At 68.1% G+C, this 21,488-nt stretch carries 16 protein-coding genes; 12 read left to right on the plus strand and 4 right to left on the minus strand.

What is annotated here, in order from left to right:
- Together SLW52_RS20180 and SLW52_RS20185 are read left to right on the plus strand one after the other, a co-directional pair.
- Positions 1-1,785 (plus strand): YadA-like family protein (locus SLW52_RS20180; RefSeq protein ID WP_320744260.1); only part of this gene is annotated, 1,785 nt, incomplete at its 5' end.
- Between the two features lie 132 nt (positions 1,786-1,917).
- Positions 1,918-2,751, plus strand: coding sequence for a CDP-diacylglycerol diphosphatase (locus tag SLW52_RS20185; RefSeq protein ID WP_267124737.1), 834 nt, complete (start codon positions 1,918-1,920; stop codon positions 2,749-2,751).
- Between the two features lie 88 nt (positions 2,752-2,839).
- Here SLW52_RS20185 and SLW52_RS20190 read toward each other — a convergent pair whose 3' ends face one another.
- Entirely contained in the window at positions 2,840-3,535 is a 696-nt protein-coding gene (locus tag SLW52_RS20190) for a hypothetical protein (RefSeq protein WP_043095602.1), read from the minus strand.
- A 263-nt stretch (positions 3,536-3,798) separates the two neighbouring features.
- Here SLW52_RS20190 and SLW52_RS20195 point away from each other — a divergent pair, with 263 nt between their 5' ends.
- Complete coding sequence (locus SLW52_RS20195; protein ID WP_152237427.1) at positions 3,799-4,245, plus strand: pesticin immunity protein; 447 nt, start codon at positions 3,799-3,801, stop codon at positions 4,243-4,245.
- Positions 4,246-4,423: 178 nt separating this feature from the next.
- On the opposite strand, the gene SLW52_RS20200 is transcribed toward SLW52_RS20195, so the two are convergent.
- Genes SLW52_RS20200 through SLW52_RS20210 form a run of 3 tightly spaced genes read right to left on the minus strand, consistent with a single transcriptional unit; the run spans position 4,424 to position 7,896 of the window.
- Complete coding sequence (locus tag SLW52_RS20200; protein ID WP_320741109.1) at positions 4,424-5,971, minus strand: pseudouridine synthase; 1,548 nt, start codon at positions 5,969-5,971, stop codon at positions 4,424-4,426.
- Entirely contained in the window at positions 5,964-6,932 is a 969-nt protein-coding gene (gene scpB / locus SLW52_RS20205; RefSeq protein ID WP_152237425.1) for an SMC-Scp complex subunit ScpB, read from the minus strand. The genes SLW52_RS20200 and scpB overlap by 8 nt, the downstream gene beginning before the upstream one ends.
- 22 nt (positions 6,933-6,954) lie before the next feature.
- On the minus strand, positions 6,955-7,896 hold the full coding sequence (locus SLW52_RS20210) for a ScpA family protein (RefSeq protein ID WP_017909690.1): 942 nt from the start codon (positions 7,894-7,896) through the stop codon (positions 6,955-6,957).
- Between the two features lie 373 nt (positions 7,897-8,269).
- On the opposite strand from SLW52_RS20210, the gene SLW52_RS20215 reads away from it, so the two are divergent.
- The 9 genes from SLW52_RS20215 to SLW52_RS20255 all read left to right on the plus strand — a co-directional run bounded on the left by SLW52_RS20215 (position 8,270) and on the right by SLW52_RS20255 (position 21,379).
- Complete coding sequence (locus SLW52_RS20215; RefSeq protein ID WP_017909689.1) at positions 8,270-8,569, plus strand: YciI family protein; 300 nt, start codon at positions 8,270-8,272, stop codon at positions 8,567-8,569.
- The gene (locus SLW52_RS20220; protein ID WP_010342674.1) at positions 8,566-8,850 is read left to right on the plus strand and encodes a BolA family protein; all 285 of its coding nucleotides are present in this window, start codon (positions 8,566-8,568) and stop codon (positions 8,848-8,850) included. Before SLW52_RS20215 ends, SLW52_RS20220 begins: the two co-directional genes overlap by 4 nt.
- 234 nt (positions 8,851-9,084) lie before the next feature.
- Positions 9,085-10,098 carry a LacI family DNA-binding transcriptional regulator gene (locus tag SLW52_RS20225; protein WP_152182033.1) on the plus strand — a complete coding sequence of 338 codons (1,014 nt, stop codon included), beginning with the start codon at positions 9,085-9,087 and terminating at the stop codon, positions 10,096-10,098.
- A 105-nt stretch (positions 10,099-10,203) separates the two neighbouring features.
- Positions 10,204-13,176, plus strand: a complete 2,973-nt coding sequence (locus tag SLW52_RS20230) for a TonB-dependent receptor (protein ID WP_320741112.1) — start codon at positions 10,204-10,206, stop codon at positions 13,174-13,176.
- Between the two features lie 136 nt (positions 13,177-13,312).
- Positions 13,313-14,893: a glucoamylase family protein gene (locus SLW52_RS20235; RefSeq protein WP_173003417.1), complete on the plus strand. Its 1,581-nt coding sequence runs from the start codon at positions 13,313-13,315 to the stop codon at positions 14,891-14,893.
- Positions 14,894-14,937: 44 nt separating this feature from the next.
- Positions 14,938-16,200 carry a sugar ABC transporter substrate-binding protein gene (locus tag SLW52_RS20240; protein ID WP_223875798.1) on the plus strand — a complete coding sequence of 421 codons (1,263 nt, stop codon included), beginning with the start codon at positions 14,938-14,940 and terminating at the stop codon, positions 16,198-16,200.
- The gene (locus tag SLW52_RS20245; protein WP_010342668.1) at positions 16,197-17,078 is read left to right on the plus strand and encodes a sugar ABC transporter permease; all 882 of its coding nucleotides are present in this window, start codon (positions 16,197-16,199) and stop codon (positions 17,076-17,078) included. The genes SLW52_RS20240 and SLW52_RS20245 overlap by 4 nt, the downstream gene beginning before the upstream one ends.
- Positions 17,075-17,911: a carbohydrate ABC transporter permease gene (locus tag SLW52_RS20250; protein WP_017909683.1), complete on the plus strand. Its 837-nt coding sequence runs from the start codon at positions 17,075-17,077 to the stop codon at positions 17,909-17,911. The genes SLW52_RS20245 and SLW52_RS20250 overlap by 4 nt, the downstream gene beginning before the upstream one ends.
- A gap of 351 nt (positions 17,912-18,262) precedes the next feature.
- Positions 18,263-21,379 (plus strand): discoidin domain-containing protein, encoded by a 3,117-nt coding sequence (locus tag SLW52_RS20255; RefSeq protein ID WP_320741183.1) that lies wholly within the window; start codon positions 18,263-18,265, stop codon positions 21,377-21,379.
- Positions 21,380-21,488 lie beyond the last annotated feature (109 nt).

The following is a 21,488-nucleotide window of genomic DNA, read 5'->3' on the forward strand; positions in this document are numbered from 1 at the left end:
GGCCGCGTGTCCGGGAGCAGCACCGATGCGGTCAACGGCTCGCAGCTGTATGCCACCAACACCGAACTGGGCAAGGTCGGCACCAAGGTGGACGAGCTCGACAACACGGTGCAGCAGTTCCAGAACGGCAACACGGTGAGATACGTCCATACCAATTCCACCGGTGCGGACAGCACCGCCACTGGTGCCGACAGCACCGCGGTGGGAGCGGCGGCGAACGCGTACGGCGACAGCGCGGTGGCACTGGGCGATGGCGCGGTGGCGGGCGATGCGAACGATCCGGCCGTGGCCAACGCCGTGGCGCTGGGCAAGGCGGCCACGGCCAGCGGCGGCGACAGCCTGGCGCTGGGCGCAGGCGCAGCGGCGGCGCAGGCCGGCGCCGTGGCGCTGGGCAGCGGCAGCAGCACGGCCGCGGCGGTGGCGACCACCGGCGGGACCCTCAACGGCACCGCCTACACCTACGCCGGCGCCGCGCCGACCAGCACGGTGAGCGTGGGCAGCGCCGGCCACGAGCGGACGGTGACCAACGTGGCCGCCGGCCGCGTGTCCGAGACCAGCACCGATGCGGTCAACGGCTCGCAGCTGTATGCCACCAACACCGAGCTAAGCAAGCTCGACGGTGCAGTCAAGGGTATCCAGGGCGGCGACGGTGTGAAGTACCTGCGGGTCAATTCGACGGGCAGCGATAGCGTCGCGACCGGCACCGACAGCGTCGCGATCGGCCCCGATGCGGTCGCCAGCAATGCGAAGGACGTGGCGATCGGCTCGGGTACTCGTACCGTGGAGACCACGGCGGTGAGTTCCACAACGCTCGGTGGCTCCAGCTACAACTTCGCCGGCAGCGCGCCGGTCGGTGCGTTCAGTGTCGGCGCGGTGGGGGCGGAGCGGCAGATTCAGAATGTGGCCGCAGGCCGTCTGAGCGCCAGCAGCACCGATGCGGTGAACGGTTCGCAGCTGTATGCCACGAATCAGAAGGTGCAGGACAACTCCAATTCGCTCTCCACGCTACAGAGTTCGCTGACCACGCTCGAGCAGTCCATTGGCGGCATCTCCGGAAATCCCAGCAAAAGCGGCAGCGGCAGCGTCAGCCCTGCCAGCGATGGCAGCAATGGCAGCAACGGTTCGAGCGCCTCATCGGCGACGAACGATGGGTTGGTCGTCGTGGGCAATGACGGCACCTCGGTCGCGGTTGGGCCTACTGCGTCGGCCAAGAGCGCCAGCACCACGGCGATGGGCAGCAACACCACGGCCAGTGGCACGAACGCGACGGCGGTGGGGGCGGATGCGGTCGCATCAGGTGCGGGTAGCGTTGCCGTAGGCAAAGGCGCCACTGCCACGGAGTCCAACAGTGTTGCCATGGGGCAGGGCTCGGTCGCCGACCGTGCCGACACCGTCTCGGTCGGTTCGGCGAGCAATCAGCGCCAGATCACCAACGTCGCCGCCGGCACCGAACGCACCGATGCGGTCAACCTGGGACAGTTGCAGGATGGCTTGGACAGCGTAGAGGACTGGTCGCGCGCCTACACCGACTCCCGCGTGGATCAGGTGGATCGGCGCGCCAGCGCCGGCGTGGCCGCGGCGATGGCGATGGCCAGCCTGCCCCAGGCGTATCAACCGGACCAGAGCGCGGCGGGCGTCTCGTTGAGCTCGTTCCGTGGCGAACAGGCGATCGCGTTCGGCGTTTCCACGATCAGCGGAAGCGGCCGCTACCTGTTCAAGGTCAACGCCAGCGCCACCACGCGCGGCGATGCCGGCGTGGCCGTCGGCGCGGGTGTGGTCTGGTAACAAGCACCGCTGGCGCCGGCCGGACGCCTCTGTGTCGGCCGGCGCTTCCTTTCATTTTCCTGGTCACAAGCGCGTCCGAGGACGCGTTTCTTTTTGTCGGCTGCGTACGCGGCTGTGGAAGAGAAGTCGTAGATGAGCAGATCCGGATATCGCGCCTTCGGCATCGTGGCGCTCGCTTTGATGTGGCTAGGGACCGCACTGGCGATATATCGCCATCATGCCAATGCCTTGTGGCATCTCGTCCACCGGCGCTGCGAGGTCAGTGCGCGGGGCTCCGGGGTGCCGGTGCCGTGCCGGACTCTGGACCCTGCGCAGGGCTATGCTCTCCTGCAGGACGAGCGCGGCCGAGCGCATGCCTGGCTGGTGCCGACCCGCCGCATCATCGGAGCCGCCAATCTCGCGTTGCAGCGCCAGGACACGCCGAACTACTTCTGGCTGGCGTGGCGGGCCCGTGGCGTGCTGTCGGATTTGCTGGGTGCGCCGGTTCCGGATACTGCGGTGGCCGTCGTGGTGGATGCGCAGACGCTGCCTTCGCAGAACCAGTTGCACCTGCACATCGCCTGTCTGCGCGCGGACATCCGTGAGCAGTTGGCGGTGGCAGGCCCGTATTGGGATGCACACTGGAACGGATATTGGCTAAAGGGCCGTCGCTACTACCTGCGGACGCTGAGCGAGGCGGAACTGGCAATGCGCAGCCCGTTCCTGCGCGTGGCCGAGGAGTTGCCCGGTGCCAGCGGCAACCTGGAACGCTACGGGCTGGCCCTGACCGTGCTGCAGGACGGCCGGTTCGTGTTGCTGGCGCTGCCGCGCACCTTGCTGGGCCGGGGCGCGAACCTGGGAGCGGCGCGCGTGCTGCAGGACGACGATTGCGCGACCGCAGGTACGCGCAGTTTTCCCGCATCCTGGTACTCGAACGTGATGCGGCCAGGCGGTCATGCTCGTGTGGAGCTGGCAGGCGAGAGATAGCAGCGCGGTCGCCGTTCGGTTGCGCGGCATGTACGTGTTGCCGCACAGGCAGCGGCCAGCGCGGCCGCTGCGCCGTGCAGCAAGCCCATCACTGCTGCGCGAACACCCAGGCCAACTGGCCGCGTACCGGCTCGGGCGTCGCCAGGGCCTGGCGGTACAGGGTCCGCGCCGTCCAGCAGGCGTCCTCGTCGCTGGCCTTGGCGATCTCCGGCAGCACCCGCATCAGGCGCTGCTGCTGGTCGGCGGGCAGCGACTTGACCAGGGTGCCCATCGCCGCCTGGATCTGCTCCTGGCTCACCGGCTGCGCCGGGGTCTTGTTCAACTCCGCGTCGGTGGCCTTCAGCGAGACGTCGAACCAGCGGTCGATCTGCGCCTGCGGCAGCTTTTCCAGGCCCGACAGCATCGCCGCGCTCAGCGCCTGCGCATCGTTGGGGTTGCCGCCGCGCGCCAGCACGGCGCACTGCGGTACGTCGACCTTGTCGCTGACCTGCGACAGGATCTGCAGGCGCTGTTCCAGCGTGGCGTGGTCCAGTCGCGCGATGCCGTTCTGCGCCAGTTGGAAGCCGGCCTGCTGCGCCTGCGGGCCGCTCTGCTTGAGCAACGCCACGTAGCGCGGGTCGTTGGCCAGCTTGCGCAGCATGCGGTCGAACGGCGCGTGCAGCGGCGAACTGGCCGGGTAGGGGTTCTGCGCTGCGGCGATCTCTTCCTGGGCCTTCTGCTGCGCCTTCTGGCAGGCGCCGAGGCTCAGTACGCCGGCGATCAGCAGCGGCAGGGCGATCTTCATCTTCCGTGTCATCGGGAATTCCTGGTCGGTGAGGGCGGCCACCCGCGGCGGCCGCCAGATGCGCCAGGATATCGGCTTCGTCCGCGCAGGGCGAACGGCGCAACAGCGGGTGGGCTGGTGTCGCCACGTCCCTGTCGTTCGAGCCTGCGAGACGCGGTCGGGTGCCGCCTGGTCGGCGGCCACCGCATGCGGCAATCTCCATTGGGCGCCGGCGTCCCCGGTGCTTATCATCCACGCCTCCCTCCGCGCGCGAGATCGTCCGCATGACCTCCGGAATGCTTGTTGGCCTTCTCGCGCTTGGCGTCGGCGCGTCGTCTCCGGCCGTATCGCAGCAGACGGGCGTCGTCGACGCGGTCATCCAGCAGCTTGATCTCACATCGTTCCCCAACTCGGTCGGCCCCCGCCGACTGCCGGGGAAGACGACGTTCGCGGACTATGGTTTCGTGGATGTCACCAAAACCGCCCATGGCGCGCGCCTGCTCGAGGCCGACAAGGGCTGGATGATGCGCTTCGAGGTGCTGTCGGCCGATGCCACGTCCGTACGTCTGTGCTTCCATGACACGGGATTGGCCAGGCCCGGCGCGACACAGGCCCCCAGCTACGACGCAACCTCGGCGTTGCTCGTTTCGACAGCGTCTCAGGGCAAGTGGACCGCCAGGCAGATCCCGGCGGGGTTTGCGGACTGCGAGAACGCGCCTGCCGGCGCGTGAGTGCACGCGGGGCGGCCGCGCTGCGGGCCGTCGCATCGCCAGAGTGAGGGGGCTGCCGCGGCCTGACGGCGCGCGCGTCCCCGTGGTCGATAGCGTCCCCATAAAAAACAGGGCGCCGCTTGCGCAGGCGCCCTGTCGGGTGCGGAGCGGGCCGGCGCGCACGGCGCCGGCGTCGTCCTCAGCCGCCGCGCGGACCGCGGTTGCCGCCGCCGCCGGGACGGCCGCCACCACCCGGAGGACGTCCACCGGCCGGGCGGTTGCCGCCGCCAGGACGTCCGCCCGGACCCGGGCCGCGCTTCTGGCCGCCGGCCGGGCGCGCTGCGCGCGGCGCGGCGCCGTAGGGGTTGAAGCCGGGGGTGGCGTGGTCGGACGGGAAGCTCGGCGCGTTGCCCGGATGCCCGTAGGGGTGCGCCTTGCGCTGCTGGCCCTGGCCCGGACCGCGGCCCTGGCCGGCGCCCGCACCAGCGCCGGCACCGGCCGGACGCGGCTTGGCGTAGGGACGCCCCTGGCCCTGACCCTGGCCACGACCGCCGGGACCGGCATTGCGGTGGCCGGTCGGCCCGGTGCTGACGCCATCGGGCACGTACCAGGTGCGGAACGCGGCCGGGTTGCCGTCCGGCAGCGGCTTGGGGCCCTTCGGCGTGCGCTGCTTGTACGGCTTCTGCGATTGCTTGGCGGCCATTTCGCCGCTCACGGTCAGGCCGCCGTGCGGCTTCTTGCCGCCGCGGCCGCGGCCGCGGTCTTCGCGGAAGGTGTCGAAGCGGCGCAGCTCGCGGCCTTCGTCGGCGGTGTTGTGGCCGTTGACGTAGGCGTTGCCGCCGCGGCCGACCTGCACGGTGGCCTTGGCCGCCTTGCGCTGGCCGATCACCGGCTGCAGGGTCAGCGCCGACGGGGTGCCTTCCTCCAGCTTCAGCTCGGCGCGCAGCGCCTCGACCTTGTCCTGCGCCAGTTCCATCGAATGCCCGCGCAGCAGTTCGCGCGGCAGCGCGATCTTGCCGTAGCGGGTGCGCTTGAGCCGGCTGACCTGGCAGCCCTGCGATTCCCACAGGCGCCGTACTTCGCGGTTGCGGCCTTCCTTGACCACCACCCGGAACCAGTCGTGCGAGTCGGTGCCGCCGATGCGTTCGATCTCGTCGAACTTGGCGCCGCCGTCCTCCAGCAGCACGCCGCGCGAGAGCCGCTCGATCATGCTGTCGGGCACGGTCTCTTCGCCTTCCGGGGCGCGCACGCGCACCACGTACTCGCGCTCGATCTCGTAGGAGGGGTGCATCATCGCGTTGGCCAGCTCGCCGTCGGTGGTGAGCAGCAGCAGGCCGGTGGTGTTGATGTCCAGGCGGCCGATCGCGATCCAGCGCGCGCCCTTCAGCGCCGGCAGCGCCTCGAAGATGGTCGGGCGGCCTTCGGGATCTTCGCGCGTGGTCACTTCGCCTTCGGGCTTGTTGTAGATCAGCACGCGCGAGGGCTCGGTCAGCGCGCTGGCGACGAAGCTGCGGCCGTCCAGCTCGATCTTGTCGCCGCTGCGGATCGACATGCCGGTCTGCGCGACCTCGCCGTTGACCTTGACCAGGCCGTCGGCGATGCGCTGTTCCAGCGCCCGGCGCGAGCCCAGTCCGGCCTGGGCCAGGACCTTGTGCAGGCGTTCTTCCAGTTTCGGCTGCTCGGCGGCAGCGGCGTCGCGCTTGAGCGAGAGCTTGTTCAACGACAGCTTGCGGGAGGTGTCACTCATTTACTTGGCTCCGGCCGGCGCGTTGCGCGTCGGCCTGTGGTTCGGAATCGGCATCGTCAACAGCCACGGTCGTCGTCGCGACGGCGTTGTCTTCGGCTTCGTTCGCATCCGCCGCGCGCTCTCCCGGCGCGGCTTCGGGTTCGCCCGTCGGGGCGGTCGTGGAATCCGTGGCCGCCGGCGCGTGGGCGTCGTCGGTCACGGGGGTGTGCGGTGCTGCGGTGTCGCGTGCTTCTGCGTCGGCGGCAGCGTCGGCATCGGCCGCGTCTGCCTGCGCCGTCGCGGCAGGCTCGGCGGGTTCGCCGGCGGCTGCGGCCTGCGCCGTGGTGTCGCCCTGGTTGCCCTGATCGGCGGCGTCGCCCGGTGCGGCGTCGGCCTGGGCCATGTCGCCGACCGGCAGCGCGTCGCGGTCCAGCGGCAACTGCGGCTCCAGTTCGCCGATGTCCTTGAGTTCGGACAGCGGCGGCAGTTCGTCCAGGCGCTTGAGCCCGAAATAGTCCAGGAAGGTCTTGGTGGTGCCGAACAGCGCCGGCTTGCCCGGCACGTCGCGGTGCCCGACCACGCGGATCCACTCGCGCTCTTCCAGCGCCTGGATGATGTTGCTGCTGACCGCCACGCCACGCACCTGCTCGATCTCGCCGCGGGTGATCGGCTGCCGGTAGGCGATCAGCGCCAGGGTCTCCAGCGTGGCGCGGGTGTAGCGGGTCTTGCGCTCGGTCCACAGCCGCGCCACCCAGGCGTGCACGTCGCTGCGCACCTGGTAGCGGAACCCGGAGGCCACTTCGACCAGTTCCACACCGCGGCCCTCGCAGGCCTCGCGCAGCAGTTCCAGCGCGCGCTCGATGCTGCCTGGCGGCGCGGGTTCCTCCTCCGGGAACAGGCCGTGCAACTGCGCCAGCGGCAACGGCTGGTTGGCGGCGAGCAGGGCGGCCTCGACGATGCGGTTGATCAGCGCTTGATCCATGCGGGGGCGGGTTCTCGGTGGCTCAGGTGGTGGCGTCGGCGGCGTCGCTGTCGTCGAACTCGCTGTTGAACTGCAGCGGCGCGTTGGTGTTGCCCAGTGCCAGCGACTTGACGTAGATCGGCGGCATCGGCGGCCGCTCGGCGGCCTCGGCGGGGACGTGCGCCAGCGGTTCCTGGACGATGTCCAGCAACTGCTCCTTGGCCAGTTCCAGCAGCGCCAGGAAGGTGACCAGCACGCCCAGCTTGCCTTCCTCGGCACTGAACAGCGATTCGAAACGGTGGAACTTGCCGTCGTCCAGACGGCCCAGCACATCGCCCATGCGCTGGCGCACGCTCAGCGCCTCGCGCTTGATGGCGTGGCCGCTGAACAGTTCGGCGCGCTTGAGCACGTCGTACAGCGCCAGCAGCATTTCCTTCAACTCCACCGGCGGCGGCAGCTTGACCGCGGCACGGTCCGGCACATGGGCGTGCACCGGGGTGGTGTCGCGGTCCTGCCGCGGCAGCGCGTCGATGTCCTCGGCCGCCTGCTTGAAGCGTTCGTACTCCTGCAAGCGGCGGACCAGTTCGGCGCGCGGGTCCGTTTCCTCGCCGTCCTCGGCCGGCGGCCGCGGCAGCAGCATCCGCGACTTGATCTCGGCCAGGATCGCGGCCATCACCAGGTATTCGGCCGCCAGTTCGAAGCGCAGCTCCTGCATCACGTTGATGTAGTCCACGTACTGCCGGGTGATCTCGGCGACGGGGATGTCCAGGATGTCCAGGTTCTGCCGGCGGATCAGGTACAGCAGCAGGTCCAGCGGGCCTTCGAACGCATCCAGGATCACTTCCAGCGCATCCGGCGGGATGTACAGATCCTGCGGGATCTGCAGTACCGGCTGCCCATGCACGACCGCCAGCGGCATTTCCTGCTGCTGTGGCGGGGTCGTCTGGGTTGGCGGGTTCGCGTCGAGCGCGAGTTCGGAAGTCATCGGTTGGACATCGGTGTTGCGGTAGCGAAGGGCCGGGCAGGCGCGACCCGGCGCGGCTCCTTGCCGGCAGTGCTGCGGTTCAATGGCGCGTCGTCCCCGCAACGCGCTCGGTACTTCAACAAGACACACGACGCACGCCACGCGTGTCGTGGCGGCGGGAACTGCAGAGGAGGACGTCTGCGCGGGCGGTGTCAGGCAGCGAATCGGTCGTCGGAAGGGGCTTGGGGTCGCCGATCACCGACGGGCCGCTGCATCCGGCCGCGTGCAATACGACCAAGGGTAATGCCCCGGCGGGGTCGGTGTCCAGCGCCGCCGTGCCGGGGCAGGTTCTACAATGACAGGTCTTTGGATAGGCAACGAGGGCGGAGACGCGATGTGGTACGTGATCGAGGGGTACGACGTGGCCGATGCGCTGCCGCGGCGGGCGGCGGCGCGGCCGGCGCATCTGCAGCGGCTGACCGCATTGCAGGAAGCCGGGCGGCTGTTGTTGGCCGGGCCGTGCCCGGCGATCGACGCCGAGGATCCGGGTCCGGCCGGCTTCAGCGGCAGCCTGGTGGTGGCCGCGTTCGACTCGCTGGCCGAGGCGCGGGCCTGGGCCGAGGCCGATCCGTATGTCGATGCCGGCGTCTACGCCCGGGTCGAGGTGCGGCCGTTCCGCAAGGTGCTGCCATGAGCCAGGTCGGCGCCGAGCGGGTGGCGCGGATCCGCGCCGCGCTGGAGGCGGCGTTCGCGCCGCAGGCGCTGGAGGTGGAGGACGATAGCCATCGCCATGCCGGCCATGCCGGCGCGCGCGACGGCCGCGGGCATTTCAATGTCCGCGTGGTCAGTGCGGCCTTTGCCGGCATGGGGCCACTGGCCCGCCACCGCGCCGTCTACGCGGCGCTGGGCGAGATGATGCAGACCGATATCCATGCGCTGTCGATCCGCGCCGAGGTGCCGGGCACGGGCGGCTGACACCCGCTGGCGACGGCTGCTATCGGTCCAAACAGGGGTGTGCACCCCGGGAAAAAGCGGAATCTGCACCTGGATTATGCTGCATTGCGGCACGATTCCGACCGGTTTCTCATTATTCAAGTGACTGAAAAATAAGGTGTTTATTGTAAAAATAACAAAGGGCTTCTGCCTCGCGCTGAAAACGATTACAGTCCGCGCCAGTTTCTCAAGGTCTCTGCCGCGGAGGGCGGCACGATGGCGAAGAGCGCGGTTACCATCAAAGACGTCGCACGCGAGGCCCGGGTCTCCGTGGCCACCGTGTCGCGTGCGCTCAACGGCCACGAGAACGTGGCGGCGCCGGTGCGGACCCTGGTGCTGGAAGTGGCCGAGCGCCTGCGCTACAGCCCGCATGCGGCGGCGCGCAGCCTCAGCAGCCGCCGCACCCAGACCCTGGGCGTGGTGCTGCCCGACCTGTACGGCGAATTCTTCTCCGAACTGATCCGCGGCATCGACGGTGCCGCCCGCGCGCGCCGCCAGCACCTGCTGGTGTCCAGCTACCACGGCGACCCGGAAGAGCAGGGGCGGGCGCTGCGGGCGATGCGCGGCCGCGTCGACGGCCTGCTGGTGCTGTCGCCGTATGCCGAGCGCCCGGGCTTTCTCACCGACAACCTGCCGCAGGCGTTGCCGACGGTGTTGATCAACACCCATCTGCCGGGCACCGAATATCCGGTGCTGAGCATCGACGACCACGCCGGCGCGGTGGCGATGACGGAGCACCTATTGGCGATGGGGCATCGCCGCATCGCCTTCATCGGCGGTCCGGAACTGAACTTCGACGCGCGCGAACGCCTGCGCGGCTTCCGCGACGCCGTGGCACGCCATTCCGGCGAAGCGCATGGCCAGGAGTTCCCGGGCGACTTCGACGAAGCCTCCGGCTATCGCGCCGGACAGGCGATGCTGCAGGCGGGCACGCTGCCCGATGCGGTGTTCGCCGCCAACGACATGACCGCGCTCGGCTGCCTCTACGCCTTCACCCAGAGCGGCGTGCGCGTGCCCAACGACATCGCGTTGGCCGGCTTCGACGACATTCCGCTGGCGCGTTTCGTTCACCCATCCCTCACCACCATGCGCGTCAGCATCGCCGGGCTTGGTGAGCAGGCGATGCACCGCCTCCTGCAATTGATCGATCGGCCCGACGCGGACGACCGGCAGCGGCAGACCCTGGTTCCTACGTTGGTCGTGCGCGATTCCAGCACGGCCCGTTCCTGATGCGACGCACTCTTCTGCGCCGCATCGCTTGTTCCACTTCGTTCCATCGAAGCACCACGCACCACCCATAACGAGCATCACGTCTTCCTGGAGGGAAAACCCCACATGCAACACACCCCGCACTCCGCCCGGCCCACGCGCAAGCTGTTGAGCTGCGCCCTCGCCAGTTGCCTGCTGCTGGGCGCCGCGCCGGCGTTCGCGCAAAGCACCGGCGCCACCATCCGCGGCCAGGTCAAGGTCGATTCGGCGCCGGCCGCGTCCGCGCAGGTCACCGCCACCAACCTGGCCACCGGTCTGAGCCGCAGCGTGCAGGCCAACAACGGCGTCTACTCGGTCGGCGGTCTGCCGCCGGGCTCCTACCGCATCGACGTCACCGCCGACGGCAAGACCACCTCGCAGAACGTCACCGTGCAGGTCGGCCAGACCGCCACCCTGGATCTGGGCGTGGGCGGCGAAGCGGCCACCGCCAACGGGCAGGGCGCGACCACGCTCGACGCGGTGCAGGTGCAGGCGCCGCCGGTGCTGGTGGAAACCCGTACCTCGGAGAACGCCACCTACATTTCCAACGTGCAGATCGAGAAGCTGCCGCAGGCCACGCGCAACTTCCTTGAGCTGGCCGACAGCGTGCCGAGCGTGCAGTTCCAGCGCGATGCCAAGGGCAACACCACGGTGCGCTCCGGCGCGACCTCGGCCAACGGCACCAACGTCTACATCGACGGCATCAGCCAGAAGAACTACGTGCTGACCGGCGGCGTCAGCGGCCAGGATTCCAGCCGCGGCAACCCGTTCCCGCAGTCGGCGATCGGCGAGTACAAGGTCATCACCTCCAACTACAAGGCCGAGTTCGACCAGGTCAGCAGCGCGGCGATCGTCGCCTCGACCAAGTCCGGCACCAACGATTTCCACGGCAGCTTCTTCTGGGATACGACCAACGACGACTGGCGCGCCGAAAGCCCGCTGGAGCGCAAGGCCGGCCAGCGCGACGACTTCTCCGAGACCCAGTACGGCGCCACCTTCAGCGGCCCGATCCTCAAGGACCGCGCGCACTTCTTCGTGGCCTACGAGGCCAAGGAATACACCACGCCGAACACGGTGATCCCGGGCGGCATCTACGCCGACCGCGTCGACCAGTTGCCTGCGCAACTGCAGCCGCTGGTCGCCACCTACAGCACCCCGTTCAAGGAAGACCTGTACTTCGGCAAGATCGACTGGACCCTGGGCGACAACAACCTGTTCGAGCTGACCGGCAAGTACCGCAAGGAAGACGAGCTGTCGGACATCGGCAACACCACCACCTACCAGCACGGCAGCAGCAACGGGCAGAAGGAAAAGCGCGCCAACCTGCGCTGGCAGTACAGCGGCGAGGCCTTCCTCAACGATCTGAACCTGAGCTACGAGAGCGCGTTCTGGACCCAGACCCCGCTCACCGACGGCAGCGGCTACGTGCTGTCCTATGTGCCGCAGGCCGGCAACGAGACCACCATCCTCAGCGCCGGCGCCGGCAGCAGCTTCCAGAACAAGGGCCAGAAGGGCTGGACCCTGCAGGACGACCTGACCCTCAACAGCCTCGACTGGCACGGCAGCCACACCATCAAGATGGGCCTGAAGTACAAGGACATCCAGCTAGATTCGACCCAGATCAATCCGGCCAATCCGCAGTACTACTACAACATCCTCAGCGATGTCGGCACCCCGTACCGGGTGCGCTTCGGCGACACCGGCGACGGCGGTTCGGTGCAGTCGCAGAACAAGCAGTACGGCATCTACCTGCAGGACGACTGGGAGGTCAACGAGCACCTGACCCTGAACCTGGGCGTGCGCTACGACTACGAGAAGACCCCGTCGTTCCTCGACTTCGTCACCCCGGCCGACGTCGCCAGCGCGCTGCTGAACTGGCGCAACCTGGACAACGCCAACTACGACATCGCCAACTACATCAGCACCGGCAACAACCGCAAGGCGTTCAAGGATGCCTGGCAGCCGCGCCTGGGCTTCTCCTACGACCTGTTCGGCGACCAGGCGCACGTCATCTACGGCGGTGCCGGCCGTGCGTACGACCGCAACCTGTTCGACTACCTGGCGCTGGAGCAGCTCAACAACAACTTCCGCTCCTACAGCTACTACTTCAGCAGCGCCAACACGCCGTGCCTCGGCCAGCCGTGCGTGGCATGGGACCCGAGCTATGCGACCCAGGCCGGCCTGAACGGGTTGGCGGCCTCCACCACCGCCGGCACCGGCGGCGGCCGCGAGGTGTACCTGATCGACAACAACATCAAGGTGCCGTACTCCGACCAGTTCAGCCTGGGCATGCGCAACATGCTGCATTTCTGGGGCAACGACTGGTACACGGACGTGACCCTGAGCCGCATCGTCAGCGAGGACGGCTTCGTGTTCCTGCGTGGCAACCGCCGTGCCGACGGCTCGTTCTTCCTGCCCGGCACCACCTCCGGCGTGCCCACCGATTCGCCCAACGGCTACAGCGCGATCGTGCTCGGCACCAACGGCCTGAAGACGCGCAACAACCAGCTGGCGCTGAAGCTGGACAAGCCCTACGACAAGGAGTCCGGCTGGGGCCTGACCGTGGCCTACACCTTCTCCGACGCGAAGGAAAACCGCCAGTACGGCGAGCACTATGCGCTGGACCAGCCGTCGATGGCCGGCTACGGCTGGCGTGAGGCCGGCGGCATCCCGAAGAACCGCCTGGTGGTCACCGGCATCTACGATCTGCCGTACGACGTCACCCTGTCGGCCAAGCTGTCGTTGGCCAGCCAGACCCCGCGCTACGGCACCAACTGCCTGGCGGGCAACGACCAGTGCTATATCATTCAGTACAAGCCGGACGCCACGCTGGGCTACAAGGAATTCAGCCTGGCGGCGAACAAGGAATGGGATACCGGGTCGGGCATCAAGTTCAACGTGCGCGCCGATGTCATCAATCTGTTCAACTGGACCAACTACGCGGACTACAACACCGCAACCGGAACGTACGCCGATCTGAATACGGCGTTCGGTACGCCGAACGGCGTGCTCGCCTCGCCGATGCGGACGTTCAAGCTGTCGTTCGGCTTGAACTGGTAAGCAAGGTCGCCGCGGCTCCCGTGCACCGGGGGCCGCGGCGATGCGGAAGTGGGGTATTTTTTGCGTGCATGTAAACGATTTCACGGGGGGCACGATGAAGAAGCAACGCAGGTTCATCAGGTTTTCGCTGATGGTGATGGCAGCAGGGGTGCTGCTGACGGCGTGTAAGAAGGTCGAGGAGCCGAAGGCGGTGGAGAAGAAGCCGGTGCAGGTGATCCTGGTCGAGGCGGAACTGCCGCCCAAACCGCTGAAGCCCGAGCTGCCGCAGCTGTTCAGCGACATCGAGCGGCGCACTTTCCAGTTCTTCTGGGACACCACCAACGACACCAATGGCCTGACCCCCGACCGCTTCCCGTCGCGTCCGTTCGCCAGCATCGCGTCGGTGGGGTTCTCGCTGACGGCGTATCCCATCGGCATCGAGAACGGCTGGATCAGCCGGACCCAGGCGGTGGATCGCACCCTGACCACGCTGAAGTTCTTCCGCGATGCTCCGGTCGGCCCGCAGCGCACCGGCAAGGCCGGCTACAAGGGCTTCTATTACCACTTTCTGGACATGCAGAACGGCCACCGTTACGACAGCTGGGTGGAGCTGTCGAGCGTGGATACCGCGCTGCTGATGATGGGCGTGCTGTTCGCGCAGTCGTACTACGACGGCGACGACCCGCGCGAGAAGGAGATCCGCGAGATCGCCGACACGCTGTACCGGCGCGTGGACTGGACCTGGCTGCAGCAGCGCGATCCGCTGATCTCGATGGGCTGGTTCCCCGAAAGCGGCTTCATCAGCCACGACTGGATGGGCTACAACGAAGCGATGATGCTGTACGTGCTGGCCTTGGGATCGCCCACCCATGCGGTGAGCCCGGATGCGTGGACGGTGTGGACCCGCACCTACAACAACGACTGGGGCGTGTACTACGGCCAGGAATACCTGTCGTTCGGGCCGATGTTCGCGCACCAGTACAGCCATGTCTGGATCGACTTCCGCGACATCCAGGACCAGTACATGCGCGAGCGCGGCATCGACTACTTCCTCAACAGCCGCCGCGCGGTGCTCGCGCAGCGTGAGTACGCCATCGCCAATCCGATGAAGTGGAAGGACTACGGCGAGAACGTGTGGGGCCTGACCGCCAGCGACGGGCCGCAGAACACCGAGCAGGAGTATCGCGGCGAACAACGCCAGTTCCGCCACTATTCCTCGCGCGGCGCCGGCCTGCGCGAGAACTTCGACGACGGCACCATCGCGCCGACCGCGGCGGTGGCCTCGCTGGTGTTCGCGCCGGAAGTCGTGATTCCGGCCACCGAGGAGATGCACAAGCGCTACGGCGACTTCATCTACTCCAGCTACGGCTTCCTGGATTCGTTCAACCCCAGCTTCAACTACGATATCCCGCTCAAGACCGGGCGCGTCGTGCCCGGACGCGGCTGGGTCTCCAGCGACTACATCGGCATCGACCAGGGCCCGATCCTGACCATGATCGCCAACTACCGCAACGAGTTCGTCTGGAACGTGATGAAGAAGAACAAGTACATCCGCACCGGACTGGAGCGCGCCGGCTTCAGCGGCGGCTGGCTGACTCCGGAGGGCGAGGCGCAGCCGGTGCCGAAGAAGGACGAGCAGGCCGCCGCGGCGCGGGCGATCGGCATCGCCGAATCGCGCGCCGCCGCCGCGCAGGCGCAACAGAACCCCGACCAGCGCCAGCCGCAGAAGCCCGAATGAGCGCAGCACGCATGATCGGTCGTTGGGTGTCGCTGGGCTTGCTGATGGTGGCCGTGTGCGGGTGCGCGCGCGCGCCGCAGGGCGAGGTGGTGCGGTTCTGGGCGATGGGCCGCGAGGCCGAGGTGGTGGCCGAGCTGATCCCGGAGTTCGAGAAGGAGAATCCCGGCATCCACGTGGACATCCAGAACATCCCGTGGACCGCCGCGCACGAGAAGCTGCTGACCGCCTTCGCCGCCGACGGCCTGCCGGACGTGTGCCAGCTGGGCAACACCTGGATCCCGGAATTCGCCGAACTGGGTACGCTGCAACCGCTGCAGCCCTATGTCGAGCGCTCCAAGGTGGTCGACCCGAAGGACTACTTCCCCGGCATCTGGGACACCAGCGTCATCGATGGCCAGCTCTACGGCATCCCCTGGTACGTGGACACGCGCCTGCTGTTCTATCGCAAGGACATGCTGCGCGACGCCGGGGTGACCAAGCTGCCGCAGACCTGGGCCGAGTGGGAGCAGGCGATGGCGGCGGTGAAGAAGCATGTCGGGCCGAAGCGCTACGCCATCCTGATGCCGCTCAACGAGTTCGAGCAGCAACTGTCGCTGGGCCTGCAACTGCCCGATCCGCTGCTGCGCGACCACAACAACTACGGCAACTTCGAAAGCCCCGGCTTCCGCAAGGCGCTGGCGTTCTACGCCAACATGTTCGACCAGGGCTGGGCGCCGAAGATGTCGGAGACGCAGATCTCCAACGTCTGGGACGAATTCTTCAACGGTTTCTACGCGTTCTACATCTCCGGCCCGTGGAACATCCGCGAGTTCCGCAAGGTGCAGCCGGCTGCGCTCAAGGACCAGTGGGGCACCATGCCGCTGCCGGGCCCGGACGGCCCCGGCGCCGGCATCGCCGGCGGCACCAGCCTGGTGATCTTCCGCAAGTCCGAGCACAAGGACGCGGCGTGGAAGCTGATCGAGTTCCTGTCGCGGCCGCAGATCCAGGCGCGCTTCCACGCGCTGATCGGCGACATGCCGCCGCGGCGCAGCACCTGGGCGTATCCGTCGCTGGCCGACGATCCGCTGGCGCACGCCTTCCGCGATCAGCTGGAGCGGGTCAAGCCGGCACCGAAGGTGCTGGAGTGGGAGCGCATCGTGCAGGAGATGCGGCTGGCCACCGAGCGGGTGGTGCGCGGCGGCGAACCGCAGGAGAAGGCGATGCGGGAACTGGACAAGCGGGTCGACGAGATCCTGGAGAAACGCCGCTGGATCCACCAGCAGCACCGCGAAGGCACGGCGGCGCCGGCCGCGGGAGCGGCGCCATGAAGCGCGGTTCCCTGATCGGCTGGCTGTTCGCCGGCCCGGCGCTGATCGTGATCGGCGTGTTCTTCGGCCTGCCGGTGCTGTCGGCGCTGGCGCTGAGCGTCACCGACTTCGACCTGTATTCGCTGGCCGACCGCCACAACCTGCGCTTCGTCGGCTTCGGCAACTACATCGAGTTGCTGCAGACGCCGATGTTCTGGAAGTCGCTGTGGAACACCACGTACTTCGTGATCGTCGGCGTGCCGCTGTCCATCGGCGCCTCGCTGGGCGCGGCGCTGCTGCTGAACGCGCCGGTGGCGCGCTTCAAGGCGCTGTTCCGCACCGCGCTGTTCGCGCCGGTGGTGACCACGCTGGTGGCGGTGGCGGTGATCTGGCGCTACCTGTTCCACACCAGCTACGGCCTGGTCAACTACGGCCTGGCGCATCTGGGCATCGGCCCGATCGACTGGCTCGGCGACCCGCACTGGGCGATGCCGACCATCATGCTGTTCGCGGTGTGGAAGAACTTCGGCTACAACATGGTGATCTTCCTCGCCGGCCTGCAGGCGATCCCGCAGGACCTGTACGAGGCCGCGCGCATCGACGGTGCCTCGAAGTGGCGGCAGTTCCTGCACATCACCCTGCCGATGCTGGGGCCGGTGCTGCTGGTGGTCGGGGTGATCACCGTGTCCGGCTACTTCCAGCTGTTCGCCGAACCCTACGTGATGACCCGCGGCGATCCCCTGCAGAGCACGGTCAGCGTGCTGTATTACATGTTCGAGGAAGGCTTCAAGTGGTGGAACCTCGGCCGCGCGTCGGCGGTGGCGTTCCTGCTGTTCCTGATCATCCTGGGAGTGACGACGGTGATGCTGCGCTTCGGCCGCAAGAGGGACCTGGTATGAGCCGGGAGATCGGCGCCTCGCGCTGGAACACGCTGCTGGTCAACGGCGGGCTGCTGCTGCTCGCCGTGATCAGCCTGGCGCCGCTGTTGTGGATGGTGTCGGTGTCGTTCATGCCGGCGGGGCAGGCCAGCCGCTTCCCGCCGCCGATGCTGCCCACCGGCGCCACCCTGGCCAACTACGGCGAGCTGTTCTCGCGCACCGGCATGGCCCGCAACTTCGCCAACAGCCTGCTGGTGTCGTGTGCGATCACCTTCGGTTCGCTGCTGATCAACACCATGGCCGGCTATGCCTTCGCCAAGCTGCGCTTCGTCGGCAAGGAACGGATCTTCCAGATCCTGCTGGCGGCGCTGGTGATTCCGGCGCAGGTGGCGATGCTGCCGCTGTTCCTGCTGATGAAGCAGCTGCACCTGGTCAACAACTTCGGCGGCGTGGTCGTGCCGGCGCTGGCGACGGTGTTCGGCATCTTCCTGGTGCGCCAGTACGCGCGTTCGATCCCGGACGAGCTGCTGGAGGCCGCCCGTATCGACGGTGCCGGCGAGCTGCGGATCTTCTTCCAGATCGTGCTGCCGATGCTCAAGCCGGTGCTGGTGACGCTGACCATCTTCACCTTCATGGCGGCGTGGAACGACTTCATGTGGCCGCTGATCGTGCTGACCGACCAGGAGCACTACACCTTGCCGGTGGCGCTGGCGGCTCTGTCGCGCGAGCACATCATGGACGTGGAGATGATGATGGCCGGCGCGGTGGTCACGGTGGTCCCGGTGCTGGCGCTGTTCCTGGCGCTGCAGCGCTACTACATCCAGGGCCTGCTGCTCGGCAGCGTGAAGGGGTGAGCGAACGCGCTTGCGAGCCATTGGCTCGCGCGTTCGTGAACGCCTGGCCATGGATGGCCAGGCCGGACGATCTGGTGTGGGATTGTCACGCCATGGATGGCAGCGGTGAAGCGGAACATCGAGCGCCACTGGCGCGCGTTGCGCCGAACGCCCGGCCATGGATGGCCAGGCCTGACGTGTAGGAGCGGCTTCAGCCGCGACAACATGCAAGGCGATGCCGTGGCGCGCCGATGGGTGCGATGCCCGCTGGGATGCACAGACACATACAAGCAGACACGCAACGAAACGACAGCGACGGGGAAGGCGATGAGGGACGGGATGGCGATGACGTGCGCACGCGCGATGCTGGCGATGCTGGGACTGGCGGCCACCCATGCCGTCGCCGCGCCGCCGACCTCCACGGTGACGCTGGACAGCTTCAACGATCTGGACAAGTGGCAGATCGTCGTCTCCAACCAGGTCACCGCCTCGACCCGGCTGGTGCAGGCGCCCAGCGGCGGCCGCGCCAAGGCGCTGTGCCTGGACTACGACTTCAACGGCGTGTCCGGCTATGCCGGGATCCGCCGCAGCGTGCCGATCGAGTACCCGGACAACTACCAGTTTTCGTTCCAGCTGCGCGGCGAGTCGCCGAGCAACGACCTGCAGTTCAAGCTGGTCGACGCCAGCGGCGACAACGTGTGGTGGGTCAACCGGCCGCGCTACGACTTCCCCACGCAGTGGAGCACGGTCACCTACAAGAAGCGGCAGATCGACAAGGCCTGGGGACCGAGCCCGGAGAAGGAACTGACCCGCAGCGCACAGATCGAGTTCACCATCTACAACCAGGTCGGCGGCGCCGGCACGGTGTGCTTCGATCAGCTGACCCTGACCCCGTTGCCGCCGCAGGACACCTCGCCGCTGACGGTCAAGGTCAACACCGATACCGCGCCGGCGCTGGAGCAGCGCATCGCCGACGGCAAGCCCGACACCGTCTGGTACAGCGGCAACGCCAAGACCCAGACGGTGATGCTGGACCTGGGCAAGGTGCGCGAGTTCGGCGGTGCCAAGGTGCAGTGGGCGCCGGGCGTCTATGCCTCGCGCTACACCGTGCAAGGCTCGGCCGACGGGCGCAGCTGGCGCGAGTTGCGCAGCGTGACCGCCGGCAACGGCGGCACCGACTGGCTGGCGCTGCCGGAAACCGAGGCGCGCTACGTGCGCTTCGACCTGCAGGACGGCCCCAGCTTCCGTTACGGCATCGCCGACATCACGCTGCAGCCGCTGGCCTTCGCCGCCACCCAGAACGACTTCATCAAGTCGGTGGCGGCGCAATCGACCCGCGGCTGGTTCCCGCGCGGCTTCAGCGGCGAGCAGCCGTACTGGACCATCGTCGGCCTGGATGGCGGCCGCGAGCAGGGCCTGGTCGGCGAGGATGGCGCGATCGAGGTGGGCAAGGGCGGCTTCAGCATCGAGCCGTTCCTGCTGCTGGACGGCAAGCGTCTGAGTTGGGCCGACGTCAAGACGGCGCAGAGCCTGCAGGACGACTACCTGCCGATTCCCAGCGTGGACTGGACCCACGACAACGCCGCGCTGCGCGTGACCGCCTTCGTGCAGGGCGAGCCGGAGCAGGCGCAACTGGTGGCGCGCTACCGGCTCAGCAACCCGGGCAAGCAGCCGCACGATTACACCCTGGCGCTGGCGGTGCGTCCGTTCCAGGTCAATCCGCCCAGCCAGTTCCTCAACACGGTCGGCGGGGTCAGCCCGATCCGCTCGCTGGCCTTCGCCGGCACGCAGGTGCAGGTCAACGGCCAGCCGCGGGTGTTCGCGGTGCAGAAGCCGGACGCCGCCTACGCAAGCGCGTTCGACGCCGGCATGGACGTCGAACGGCTGAGCACCGACGCCAGCGGCCTGCCGCAGCAGGCGCAGGATCCGGACGGACTGGCCTCCGGCGCGTTGCTGTACCGCGGGCGCCTGGCCCCGGGCGAGGTGCGCGAGGTGGCGCTGGTGATCCCGCAGACCGGCAACGCCGGCGTGCCGGCAGGCTTCGACGCGGCGCGCGCGCAGCAGCAGGTCGCCGCGCAGTGGCACGAGAAGCTGGACCGCGTGCAATTGCACGTGCCGGCGCAGGGCAAGGCGGTGACCGACACGCTGCGCACCGCGCTGGCGCACATGCTGATCTCGCGGATCGGGCCGCGTCTGCAGCCGGGCACGCGTTCGTACTCGCGCAGCTGGATCCGCGACGGCGCGATGATCTCCGAAGGCCTGCTGCGGCTGGGCCGCGCCGACGTGGTGCGCGAGTACGTGGAGTGGTATGCGCCGTACCAGTTCGCCAACGGCATGGTGCCGTGCTGCGTGGACGACCGCGGCAGCGATCCGGTGCCGGAGAACGACAGCCACGGCGAACTGATCTACAGCGTCGCCGACTACTACCGCTACAGCGGCGACCGCGCCTTCCTGGAACAGATGTGGCCGCACGTGCTCGGCGCGTACACCTACATGGAACAGCTGCGGCTGAGCGAGCGCACCGACGAGAACCGCGCGCGCAACGCCGCCTTCTACGGGATGATGCCTGTGTCGATCAGCCACGAGGGCTATTCGGCCAAGCCGATGCACTCGTACTGGGACAACTTCTGGGCGCTGCGCGGCTACAAGGACGCGGTGAGCATCGCCGCCGAACTCGGCCGCATCGACGATGCCGCGCACTTCGCCGCCTCGCGCGACCAGTTCCGCCAGGACCTGTATGCCTCGCTGGACGCGGCCACCCAGCAGCACCACATCGACTTCCTGCCGGGCTCGGCGGAACTGGGCGATTTCGATCCGACCTCGAGCACCATCGCGCTGGCCCCGGGCGGCGAGCAGGGCCGGCTGCCGCAGGCGCTGCTCGACAACACCTTCGAGCGTTACTGGAGCGAATTCGTCGGCCGCCGCGACGGCACCCGCGAGTGGAAGGACTACACGCCGTACGAGTGGCGTAACGTGTCGGCGTTTGTGCGCCTGGGCTGGCGCGAGCGCGCGTGGGAGGCGACGCAGTTCTTCTTCAAGGACCGCACGCCGCAGCCATGGAACCAGTGGGCCGAAGTGGTCTCGCGCACGCCGCGCAAGCCGTTCTTCCTCGGCGACCTGCCGCATGCCTGGGTGGCCTCGGACTTCGTGCGCTCGGTGCTGGACATGTTCGCCTACGCCCGCGACGTCGACGACAGCCTGGTGCTGGCCGCCGGCATCCCCGCCGACTGGTTCGACGGCAAGGGCGTGGCGATCGAGCAGTTGCGCACCCCGCAGGGCCCGCTGAGCTACCAGCTGCGCCGGCAGAAGAACCGCCTGCTGCTGAACATCCCCGAGGGCCTGCGCATGCCCAGCGGCGGCCTGGTGCTGCCGTGGCCGTACCCGGGCGAACCGGGCCGCACCCTGGTCAACGGCGAAGCGGCGCAGTGGGAGCACGGCGAACTGCGCATCCACGCGTTGCCGGCGGATGTGCAGATCGAGGTGCGGTGAGGCGGGGATTCGGGAGTGGGGATTCGGGATTCGTAACAGCAAAAGCAAAAGCAAAAAAGCGCCGGCATGCCGGCGCTTTTTTTTGAGGTGCTGGATGGAGCTGCTTTTG

The sequence above is a fragment of the Xanthomonas sp. LF02-5 genome (assembly GCF_034105325.1).
Lineage (GTDB): Bacteria > Pseudomonadota > Gammaproteobacteria > Xanthomonadales > Xanthomonadaceae > Xanthomonas_A > Xanthomonas_A sontii.

What these genes read in the sequence shown, in the direction of transcription:
- SLW52_RS20190 (WP_043095602.1), bottom strand. Translation starts at nt 3,535, where the DNA reads ATGAAGATCGCCCTGCCGCTGCTGATCGCCGGCGTACTGAGCCTCGGC.
- SLW52_RS20230 (WP_320741112.1), top strand. Translation starts at nt 10,204, where the DNA reads ATGCAACACACCCCGCACTCCGCCCGGCCCACGCGCAAGCTGTTGAGC.
- SLW52_RS20210 (WP_017909690.1), bottom strand. Translation starts at nt 7,896, where the DNA reads ATGACTTCCGAACTCGCGCTCGACGCGAACCCGCCAACCCAGACGACC.
- SLW52_RS20250 (WP_017909683.1), top strand. Translation starts at nt 17,075, where the DNA reads ATGAGCCGGGAGATCGGCGCCTCGCGCTGGAACACGCTGCTGGTCAAC.
- SLW52_RS20220 (WP_010342674.1), top strand. Translation starts at nt 8,566, where the DNA reads ATGAGCCAGGTCGGCGCCGAGCGGGTGGCGCGGATCCGCGCCGCGCTG.
- SLW52_RS20240 (WP_223875798.1), top strand. Translation starts at nt 14,938, where the DNA reads ATGGTGGCCGTGTGCGGGTGCGCGCGCGCGCCGCAGGGCGAGGTGGTG.
- SLW52_RS20255 (WP_320741183.1), top strand. Translation starts at nt 18,263, where the DNA reads ATGCTGGGACTGGCGGCCACCCATGCCGTCGCCGCGCCGCCGACCTCC.
- scpB (WP_152237425.1), bottom strand. Translation starts at nt 6,932, where the DNA reads ATGGATCAAGCGCTGATCAACCGCATCGTCGAGGCCGCCCTGCTCGCC.
- SLW52_RS20245 (WP_010342668.1), top strand. Translation starts at nt 16,197, where the DNA reads ATGAAGCGCGGTTCCCTGATCGGCTGGCTGTTCGCCGGCCCGGCGCTG.
- SLW52_RS20185 (WP_267124737.1), top strand. Translation starts at nt 1,918, where the DNA reads ATGAGCAGATCCGGATATCGCGCCTTCGGCATCGTGGCGCTCGCTTTG.
- SLW52_RS20195 (WP_152237427.1), top strand. Translation starts at nt 3,799, where the DNA reads ATGACCTCCGGAATGCTTGTTGGCCTTCTCGCGCTTGGCGTCGGCGCG.
- SLW52_RS20215 (WP_017909689.1), top strand. Translation starts at nt 8,270, where the DNA reads ATGTGGTACGTGATCGAGGGGTACGACGTGGCCGATGCGCTGCCGCGG.
- SLW52_RS20235 (WP_173003417.1), top strand. Translation starts at nt 13,313, where the DNA reads ATGGCAGCAGGGGTGCTGCTGACGGCGTGTAAGAAGGTCGAGGAGCCG.
- SLW52_RS20225 (WP_152182033.1), top strand. Translation starts at nt 9,085, where the DNA reads ATGGCGAAGAGCGCGGTTACCATCAAAGACGTCGCACGCGAGGCCCGG.
- SLW52_RS20200 (WP_320741109.1), bottom strand. Translation starts at nt 5,971, where the DNA reads ATGAGTGACACCTCCCGCAAGCTGTCGTTGAACAAGCTCTCGCTCAAG.